The organism is Aestuariivirga sp., assembly GCF_041738905.1.
In the GTDB taxonomy this organism is placed as follows: domain Bacteria; phylum Pseudomonadota; class Alphaproteobacteria; order Rhizobiales; family Aestuariivirgaceae; genus Aestuariivirga.
Map to the genome: position 1 here is coordinate 1 of NZ_JBGSOZ010000061.1, position 7,656 is coordinate 7,656.

Here is a 7,656-nt window from a genome sequence, read left to right on the forward strand (position 1 = left end):
ACGACGTGTAAGTCGCACCGCCAGACTCGGCCAGAACCTTGGTGATCGCAGCCGTCAGCGACGTCTTGCCATGGTCAACATGACCAATCGTGCCAATGTTGCAGTGCGGCTTGTCGCGGTTGAATTTCTCTTTGCCCATCGGATATCTCCGTTCTTCAGCTAATTAGGCGTATTTCTTCTTGACTTCATCGGCCACGGCGCCCGGAACTTGGGCATAGTGGTCGAACTGCATCGTGTAGGATGCGCGTCCCTGGCTCATCGAGCGCAGGTTGTTGATGTAACCAAACATGTTGGCCAGCGGCACCAGCGCATTGATGATGTTGGCGTTGCCACGCATCGACGTGCCCATGATCTGACCACGGCGGGAGTTCAGGTCACCGATGACGCCACCAAGGAATTCCTCGGGGCTGGTCACTTCAACCTTCATGATCGGCTCGAGCAATACCGGGCCCGCAGATTCGAAGGCTTCACGCATCGCAGCGCGCGTCGCGATTTCGAAGGCGATGGCCGAGGAGTCAACCTCGTGATAGCCGCCGTCGATCAGCGTGACCTTGAGGTCGACCACCGGGAAGCCGATGAGCGGGCCGCTGTTGAGGACAGAGTTGAGGCCCTTCTCGACGCCGGGGATATATTCCTTCGGAACGCTACCGCCGACGACCTTCGACTCGAACGCATTTCCTGCGCCCTTTTCGTTGGGCTCGACCTCTAGGATGACGCGGGCGAACTGGCCCGTACCGCCGGTCTGCTTCTTGTGGGTGTAGTCCTTGGTCACCTTGCGCGAGATGGCTTCACGGTAGGCAACCTGCGGGGCGCCGACCTGCACTTCCACCTTGTGGGTGCGCTTCAGGATGTCGACCTTGATGTCAAGATGAAGCTCGCCCATGCCCTTGATGATGGTCTCGCCCGACTCGGAGTCGGTCGACACGCGGAAGGACGGGTCTTCGGCAGCCAGCTTGTAAAGAGCGACGGCCATCTTTTCCTGGTCGGCCTTCGTCTTGGGCTCGACCTTCATTTCGATGACGGGATCCGGGAATTCCATCTTCTCGAGGATGACGGGCTTCGCGGGATCGCAGAGCGTGTCACCGGTGCGGGACTCCTTCAAGCCGACGAGAGCAACGATGTCACCAGCGTAGGCTTCAGCGATTTCCTCACGGTTGTTGGCGTGCATGAGAACCATGCGGCCGACGCGCTCGGTCTTCTCGCGTGTGGAGTTCAGCAGAGCAGTGCCCTTGTGCAGGACGCCCGAGTAGATGCGGCAGAAGGTCAGTATGCCGTACTGGTCATCCATGAGCTTGAACGCGAGGAGCGACAGCGGCTCGGTGTCAGACGACTTCCGAACGACTTCCTCGCCGGTTTTCGCGTCGATGCCCTTGATCGGCGGACGATCGAGCGGCGAGGGAAGATAATCGACAACCGCGTCGAGCAGCGGCTGGACGCCCTTGTTCTTGAAGGCCGAACCGCAGAGGACCGGGAAGAAGGCGCTGGTCAGAACGGCCTTGCGCAGCAGCCTCTTGATGGTCTCGTTGGTGAGTTCCTTGCCGTTCAGATAATCGTCCATCGCCTGATCTTCGAGTTCGGCGCAGGCTTCGATCATGTCGGCGCGGGCCTGGACGGCAGCGTCCAGAAGGTCCGCAGGAATGTCTTCGTCATGGTAGTTGGCGCCGAGAGCTTCATTCTCCCAGACGACCGCCTTCATGCGGACGAGGTCGATGATGCCCTTGAAATCGGCTTCAGCGCCGATCGGCAGCTGGATCGGAACCGGACGGGCGCCGAGACGCTCCTTGATGTCCTTGATGCACTGCTCGAAGGACGCGCCGGTCTTGTCCATCTTGTTGCAGAAGACAATGCGCGGAACGCTGTACTTGTCGCCCTGGCGCCAGACGGTCTCGGTCTGGGGCTCAACGCCCTGGTTCGAGTCGAGCACGCAGACAGCGCCGTCGAGCACACGCAGCGAGCGCTCGACTTCGATCGTGAAGTCGACGTGGCCGGGGGTGTCGATGATGTTCATGCGCTTGCCCGCCCAGAACGCGGTCGTGGCAGCGGACGTGATGGTGATGCCGCGCTCCTGCTCCTGCTCCATGAAGTCCATGGTGGCAGCGCCATCGTGCACTTCGCCAATCTTGTGGCTCTTGCCGGTGTAGTAGAGGATGCGCTCGGTCGTCGTCGTCTTGCCGGCATCAATGTGGGCCATGATGCCGAAGTTGCGATAATCCTCGAGGGCGTGAACGCGGGCCATAGTCTTGGTGTCCTGTATCTCTTACCAGCGGTAATGGGAGAAGGCGCGGTTCGCCTCTGCCATCTTGTGGGTGTCTTCGCGCTTCTTCACAGCGGTGCCGCGGTTGTTGGCGGCATCGAGAAGTTCGCCCGAAAGACGGTCCACCATGGTGGTCTCGTTGCGGTTGCGGGCCGCGGTGATGATCCAGCGGATGGCGAGAGCCTGACGGCGCTCGGTGCGGACCTCGACCGGAACCTGATAGGTGGCGCCGCCGACGCGGCGCGACCGGACTTCGATCGCCGGAGCGACGTTGTTCAGGGCATCGTGGAACACCTGGACGGGATCCTGCTTGGCCTTGCCCTGGATCTTGTCGAAGGCGCCGTAGACGATGCCTTCGGCGACCGACTTCTTGCCCTCGTACATGAGGTTGTTCATGAACTTCGAAACGACGAGGTCGCCGAACTTCGGATCCGGGTTGATTTCACGCTTCTCGGCGCGATGACGACGCGACATGTTCTGATCTCCCCGTTCTTACTTCGGACGCTTCGCGCCGTACTTCGACCGGCGCTGGCGACGCTTGACGATGCCCTGTGTATCGAGCACGCCACGGATGATGTGATAACGCACACCCGGGAGGTCCTTCACGCGGCCGCCACGGATCATGACGACTGAGTGTTCCTGAAGGTTGTGACCTTCGCCGGGAATGTAGCTCACCACTTCGAAACCGTTGGTGAGACGAACCTTGGCCACCTTGCGGAGAGCCGAGTTCGGCTTCTTTGGCGTGGTGGTGTAGACGCGCGTGCAAACGCCGCGCTTCTGGGGGCATGCCTGCATCGCCGGAACCTTGTTACGATAGGTCGGCGCCTGGCGGGGCTTGCGAATGAGCTGGTTGATCGTCGGCATTGTGGCCTTGTCTCTACCTTCGAACCCGATTGCACATAACAACGACACCGTCGCGATCCGGGCTCATGGATCGCGCAGTGTTCCAAAACCAGAGGACCCGAGGACCGGCAGGGTCCGAGGGGTCTTGACCTTGAATGTCTTTTCTTCCGCCCTCTTCGAAAGCGTTTCGATGCGCGAAGCACCGACTGCCTGCCGTCAGAGAGCGAGCGGGTATCTACAGGGGTGGATAAGCCCCGTCAACCCCAATTTCCGGCTTTCTTGATGCGCCTTGAGTGAAATCGAGCAGGTTTATAGCCAGAAACGGCGGGTATTTGTGCGCCGCACACCGGATTCGGCTGACTCTGGGGGACGAGCGCCACAATTCGTCAATTTCCTGCCACACGACTGCCTGCCTTGCCTCCGATTCTCCATCCTGACGGCGACTCACACCAACTGCCCACAACACATGGGGGAGAATCGCATGATGTCCACGCCGCTCAAGGTCTGGTGGCACGAACTCAACACCTGGGAGCCTGAGCAGGCTCGTCACTTCTATAATGTGACGCTCGGCTGGGACTTCCAGCCAACTGCCCTGCCCGATGGCAACCGCTACTGGGTGGCCCACAAGGAGGGGCGCGCTGTGGGTGGCATCTTCCAACTCACCCAGCCGGACTTCGAGGGGATCCCCTCGCACTGGATGACCTACCTCGCGGTGGACGACATCGTCGCGGCCCAGACGAGGGCCGAACAGGCCGGGGGTGAGATCCTCAGGCCCGCCTTCCGGCTCGCCGGCGTCGGCAAGCTGTCCGTCGTCACTGATCCGACCGGCGCCATCATCGGCCTCATCGAGCCCGAAGGCCAGGAGGCCGTCAGCCGGGCCCCCGTCCACTGACGAGGCGTCCGCTATAAGAGAGAACAGCTTCAGGGCGTCTTCTGCCTTTCAAAGGCACGGGACACCCTGTAACGATTATTTCAGACGCATACGAACATATTTCATCTGATTTCATAAATCGTGACGGCCGTCACATGAATCAGCGTTCTCCGGGATTACACAGGCTGCAAGTTCAACGCCTGCCCCGGAGACTTTCGGCCATGACCACCCTCGCCCGCACAGCCTCGCTGCCGCCCACCGAAGAGACGATGCGCCGGCAGATTGCTTGCGCCACGCTCAGGCTGCGGCGCTACCGCCTCGCCCGCGACCGCGCCCAGATGAAGCGGCTCGAGAACGCGCCCGGCCTCAAGCGGGCCATAGCCGCCCTTCTCGATGCCCGCAGCTGAATTAACGCACCCTCGATTCCCAGGACCATTGCCATGACCGCTCACTCTGCCGCCCTCAGCCAGCTCGCCCTTGGGCTCAGCTTGCTCATCCGCCCCTTCCGCCGCAAGAAGGCCGCGGCTCAACTCTCCGAACTTGACGACCATCTGCTGAAAGACATCGGTCTCACCCGCTTCGACGTCAACGCCATGCGCCGCATGTGGTGAGCCGGTCAGGCCGGCACGTGATCGCCCAGGTAGCCGGGCGGGAGCGTGATCACGCCGGCCGGGGGCCGCCCCACCTCGAACTGCTCCGCCGTCCAGAACAATACCCGGCTCGGCCGCCGCGCGCCGATCTCCGTCCACGGAATGAAGAGGCGCGGGTGCCCGATGCGGAACAGCGGCATCACCTCGATGAACAACCCGTCCGCCGCCACATGCAGCGTGAGAACGTTGCGGTACGACACCCAACCCACCATGCCGGTCACCAAACTGTGGCGCACGCCCGTCACCGGCCTTGTTCCCGCGCCATGGGAGCGGGCCAGAGCCTGCCAGCCGCTCATGTGGCTGAGGAGCCAGACGACGCCGCACCAGAACAGCGGGAAGATCACCGCAAAGCCAGCGATGATGGCCAGCACCAACCCCGTTTCAGACAGTGCCGCAGCCCCGACCGAGAGAACGCCCTGCCCGTAAACCTCCGCCGCCATCGATCCCCCTTGCGAATTGAAGCATGTGCCCCACGTTGGTGGAATTCGCTGGCCCTGACAACACCCTGCACCGTGATGGAGCGTTTGCCGCGCGAAGGCGGGGCTTGAGTTTTCTGGGCCGCTTCTGTCTGATGGCGTCCATCGTTTCAGCAGGACAGTTCAAGCCCATGGCCGATTTCCCCACCCCGCGCGACGTCATCAACCGCCAGCTCGAAGTCTATAACGCCCACGACATCGACGGCTATTGCGCCCTCTTCGCGGAGGACGCGACGATCGGCGACTATGTGACGGGCCAGATGATCTGCAATGGGCTGGCCGAGATCCGCAGCGCCTACATCAAGCGCTTCGCGGATAACCTAAAGCTCCACTGCATCGTCCACCAGCGGCTGGAAGGCCCCACCCACGCCATCGATAAGGAAACCGTCTACGGCCTGCCGACGGGCGATCTTCACATCATGGCGATCTACGAAGTGCGCGAGGGGCTGATCCGGAGCTTGCGGTTCATCAGGTGGAATGATGCTGAAGACCAAACCAGAATCGACGCGGACTTTCTGAATGATCGCAACCAGCCAGCGCCACAGGTTCGGGAAGACATTTGAAACCCAGCTGAAGCAGTTGGCCCGAACTATCCACAGGGCACTTGGAATGTTGACGCGGAACAAATAATGAACAAATATGCGCCTTTGGGTTTGTATGCCAAGATTGCGACATGCTGAGTCGGACCACCATTTCTCCAGAGATCGACGCCAAGTTCTATTCCTATGATTGGCGGAACGGACTCACGATTCTCAAGGCCGTGCATCCGAAGGAATGGACCGATGTTTCGACCGTCCTGGCCGAATTCTCGCTCAAGAAGTCGCATCTGATCGCCAAGGGCCGCGGCAACAAGTCGGAGATGGCGGGCCTGCTGGATGGTGCGCTCTACAAGCGGGGATGGGTCGAGAAGGCCTTCGACACGAAGATCGTGGTGGATGGCGTCGAGCGCCAACGCCGACGCACAGTGTCGATTGCTTCACCGGGCGCGTTGCGCTGGAGGTCGAGTGGAACAACAAGGACCCGTTCTTCGATCGCGACCTCAATAACTTCCGCCTGCTCTACGAACTCCATGTGATCGACGTCGGCGTCATCGTCACGCGATCGACCGAGCTTCAAGGCTGGCTCAAGGCCAACCACAAAGAATTCGGCAAGCAACCGGAGACCTACGGCGTCTCCACAACCCACGACGACAAGCTCATCAGTCGCATTCTGGGCGGCGGAGCGGGCGGATGTCCTGTCGTGGTGTTCGCAATTCGAAAAGAGGCATATGAGGACGATGGACCAGTTGAATAAGACGATCATCGATCTCGCCGCAACACTCGGGGGCCGCAAGTTCCACACGGTTCTGGCCGATCCGCCATGGCGCTTCACCAACCGCACGGGCAAGGTCGCGCCGGAGCACCGCAGGCTGACGCGCTATGAGACCATGACCACGGCGGACATCTGCGGATTGCCGGTGTCGGATGTGGTGAAGGAACCGGCCCATCTTTACATGTGGGTGCCGAACGCTCTGCTTCCTGAAGGCCTTCTGGTAATGAAGGCTTGGGGCTTCGACTACAAGAGCAACATCGTCTGGCACAAGATCCGGAAGGATGGCGGCTCGGACGGGCGAGGCGTGGGGTTCTACTTTCGCAATGTCACCGAGGTCCTGCTGTTCGGTACGCGCGGCAAGAATGCCCGTACGCTGGCTCCCGGACGGCGGCAGGTGAACATGATCCAGACCCGCAAACGCGAACATTCGCGAAAGCCCGACGAACAATACGATGTGATCGAAGCCTGCTCGCGCGGACCGTTCCTCGAACTCTTCGCCCGCGGCACGCGGCCCGGTTGGACCTATTGGGGCAATCAGGCGAACGACGACTACGCGCCGACGTGGGAAACATATTCGAACCATTCGCAGGCGGGCCGGATTGCAGCGGAATGAGATCGATGTCGGCATTTGAGGACAGGCGACATCATGACGATCAATAACTGCAGGGAATTTATTCGTCAGATTCGAGCCCATCCAGAGAACTTCTATATAATCCACTATTCTTGTCAGAGTCTGTACGATGACAATGAGGGGCTCTCTCCTAGAATTACATCAATAGCTGTTACTCACTATGCGACGGAGCAAACAGTAAGCTTTTCCACCCACGCTATTGCCGAGGAATTGGGTGTGCTTCGAGAAGATGTTATGGATCGGTTCGATGAAATCGAAAGGCGTCTTCTTGATGGATTCTATGACTTCGCCCGAGATCGACGGCAGAGCTATTGGGTTCATTGGAACATGCGCAATTTGACTTACGGGTTTGAACACTTGGAGCATCGGTATCGGGCGCTTCAAGGTCCTGTGCCTCCTGTAATCCCTGTAGAGCACAGACTCAATCTAAACGATTTACTCTCGGACCGCTACGGCGGTAACTACGCGAACCATCCCAAACGGGGATGTCCCGTACTCTGTTGAAAATGCCAAGGCTGGCGTCGCTGGTTGAACCTTATGCAGCATCGGCCAAGCGGTCAACTGCATGGGAGGCTGGCTGCTCGGTCCGATGGTTTTGAAGTGCGGCCTTGAGGATTGGC

General features: G+C 60.2%; 12 protein-coding genes and 1 pseudogene. 8 read left to right on the forward strand and 5 right to left on the reverse strand.

Going from position 1 to position 7,656, the window contains the following annotated elements:
• From ACEW8Q_RS04775 to rpsL, 4 genes are all read right to left on the reverse strand, one after another.
• The coding region (locus ACEW8Q_RS04775) for a GTP-binding protein (protein WP_373502415.1) at positions 1-139 on the reverse strand (139 nt) is incomplete at its 3' end.
• 24 nt (positions 140-163) lie between these two features.
• A complete protein-coding gene (gene fusA / locus ACEW8Q_RS04780) occupies positions 164-2,236 on the reverse strand; it encodes an elongation factor G (protein WP_373502913.1) in 2,073 nt (690 codons plus the stop codon).
• A 21-nt stretch (positions 2,237-2,257) separates the two neighbouring features.
• Positions 2,258-2,728, reverse strand: a complete 471-nt coding sequence (gene rpsG, locus ACEW8Q_RS04785; protein WP_373502914.1) for a 30S ribosomal protein S7 — start codon at positions 2,726-2,728, stop codon at positions 2,258-2,260.
• An 18-nt stretch (positions 2,729-2,746) separates the two neighbouring features.
• Positions 2,747-3,118, reverse strand: a complete 372-nt coding sequence (gene rpsL, locus ACEW8Q_RS04790; RefSeq protein ID WP_111200369.1) for a 30S ribosomal protein S12 — start codon at positions 3,116-3,118, stop codon at positions 2,747-2,749.
• Positions 3,119-3,578: 460 nt separating this feature from the next.
• On the opposite strand from rpsL, the gene ACEW8Q_RS04795 reads away from it, so the two are divergent.
• The 3 genes from ACEW8Q_RS04795 to ACEW8Q_RS04805 all read left to right on the forward strand — a co-directional run bounded on the left by ACEW8Q_RS04795 (position 3,579) and on the right by ACEW8Q_RS04805 (position 4,579).
• Positions 3,579-3,989 (forward strand): VOC family protein, encoded by a 411-nt coding sequence (locus ACEW8Q_RS04795; RefSeq protein ID WP_373502915.1) that lies wholly within the window; start codon positions 3,579-3,581, stop codon positions 3,987-3,989.
• A gap of 200 nt (positions 3,990-4,189) precedes the next feature.
• The gene (locus ACEW8Q_RS04800; protein WP_373502916.1) at positions 4,190-4,375 is read left to right on the forward strand and encodes a hypothetical protein; all 186 of its coding nucleotides are present in this window, start codon (positions 4,190-4,192) and stop codon (positions 4,373-4,375) included.
• Between the two features lie 33 nt (positions 4,376-4,408).
• The gene (locus ACEW8Q_RS04805; protein WP_373502917.1) at positions 4,409-4,579 is read left to right on the forward strand and encodes a DUF1127 domain-containing protein; all 171 of its coding nucleotides are present in this window, start codon (positions 4,409-4,411) and stop codon (positions 4,577-4,579) included.
• Positions 4,580-4,584: 5 nt separating this feature from the next.
• Here ACEW8Q_RS04805 and ACEW8Q_RS04810 read toward each other — a convergent pair whose 3' ends face one another.
• Positions 4,585-5,058 carry a hypothetical protein gene (locus ACEW8Q_RS04810; RefSeq protein ID WP_373502918.1) on the reverse strand — a complete coding sequence of 158 codons (474 nt, stop codon included), beginning with the start codon at positions 5,056-5,058 and terminating at the stop codon, positions 4,585-4,587.
• A gap of 167 nt (positions 5,059-5,225) precedes the next feature.
• On the opposite strand from ACEW8Q_RS04810, the gene ACEW8Q_RS04815 reads away from it, so the two are divergent.
• From ACEW8Q_RS04815 to ACEW8Q_RS04835, 5 genes and pseudogenes are all read left to right on the forward strand, one after another.
• A complete protein-coding gene (locus ACEW8Q_RS04815) occupies positions 5,226-5,657 on the forward strand; it encodes a nuclear transport factor 2 family protein (RefSeq protein ID WP_373502919.1) in 432 nt (143 codons plus the stop codon).
• A 110-nt stretch (positions 5,658-5,767) separates the two neighbouring features.
• On the forward strand, positions 5,768-6,169 hold the full coding sequence (locus ACEW8Q_RS04820; RefSeq protein ID WP_373502922.1) for a BglII/BstYI family type II restriction endonuclease: 402 nt from the start codon (positions 5,768-5,770) through the stop codon (positions 6,167-6,169).
• A complete protein-coding gene (locus ACEW8Q_RS04825) occupies positions 6,088-6,387 on the forward strand; it encodes a BglII/BstYI family type II restriction endonuclease (protein WP_373502921.1) in 300 nt (99 codons plus the stop codon). The genes ACEW8Q_RS04820 and ACEW8Q_RS04825 overlap by 82 nt, the downstream gene beginning before the upstream one ends.
• Complete coding sequence (locus tag ACEW8Q_RS04830) at positions 6,371-7,018, forward strand: MT-A70 family methyltransferase (RefSeq protein ID WP_373502920.1); 648 nt, start codon at positions 6,371-6,373, stop codon at positions 7,016-7,018. Before ACEW8Q_RS04825 ends, ACEW8Q_RS04830 begins: the two co-directional genes overlap by 17 nt.
• Positions 7,019-7,051: 33 nt before the next feature.
• Positions 7,052-7,516, forward strand: a pseudogene (locus ACEW8Q_RS04835) (hypothetical protein); the annotation flags it as partial.
• Positions 7,517-7,656: the final 140 nt, after the last annotated feature.

Excerpts from the sequence above, each read along its gene's own strand:
- fusA (WP_373502913.1), bottom strand. The coding sequence starts at position 2,236 with ATGGCCCGCGTTCACGCCCTCGAGGATTATCGCAACTTCGGCATCATG.
- rpsG (WP_373502914.1), bottom strand. The coding sequence starts at position 2,728 with ATGTCGCGTCGTCATCGCGCCGAGAAGCGTGAAATCAACCCGGATCCG.
- rpsL (WP_111200369.1), bottom strand. The coding sequence starts at position 3,118 with ATGCCGACGATCAACCAGCTCATTCGCAAGCCCCGCCAGGCGCCGACC.
- ACEW8Q_RS04795 (WP_373502915.1), top strand. The coding sequence starts at position 3,579 with ATGATGTCCACGCCGCTCAAGGTCTGGTGGCACGAACTCAACACCTGG.
- ACEW8Q_RS04800 (WP_373502916.1), top strand. The coding sequence starts at position 4,190 with ATGACCACCCTCGCCCGCACAGCCTCGCTGCCGCCCACCGAAGAGACG.
- ACEW8Q_RS04805 (WP_373502917.1), top strand. The coding sequence starts at position 4,409 with ATGACCGCTCACTCTGCCGCCCTCAGCCAGCTCGCCCTTGGGCTCAGC.
- ACEW8Q_RS04810 (WP_373502918.1), bottom strand. The coding sequence starts at position 5,058 with ATGGCGGCGGAGGTTTACGGGCAGGGCGTTCTCTCGGTCGGGGCTGCG.
- ACEW8Q_RS04815 (WP_373502919.1), top strand. The coding sequence starts at position 5,226 with ATGGCCGATTTCCCCACCCCGCGCGACGTCATCAACCGCCAGCTCGAA.
- ACEW8Q_RS04820 (WP_373502922.1), top strand. The coding sequence starts at position 5,768 with ATGCTGAGTCGGACCACCATTTCTCCAGAGATCGACGCCAAGTTCTAT.
- ACEW8Q_RS04830 (WP_373502920.1), top strand. The coding sequence starts at position 6,371 with ATGGACCAGTTGAATAAGACGATCATCGATCTCGCCGCAACACTCGGG.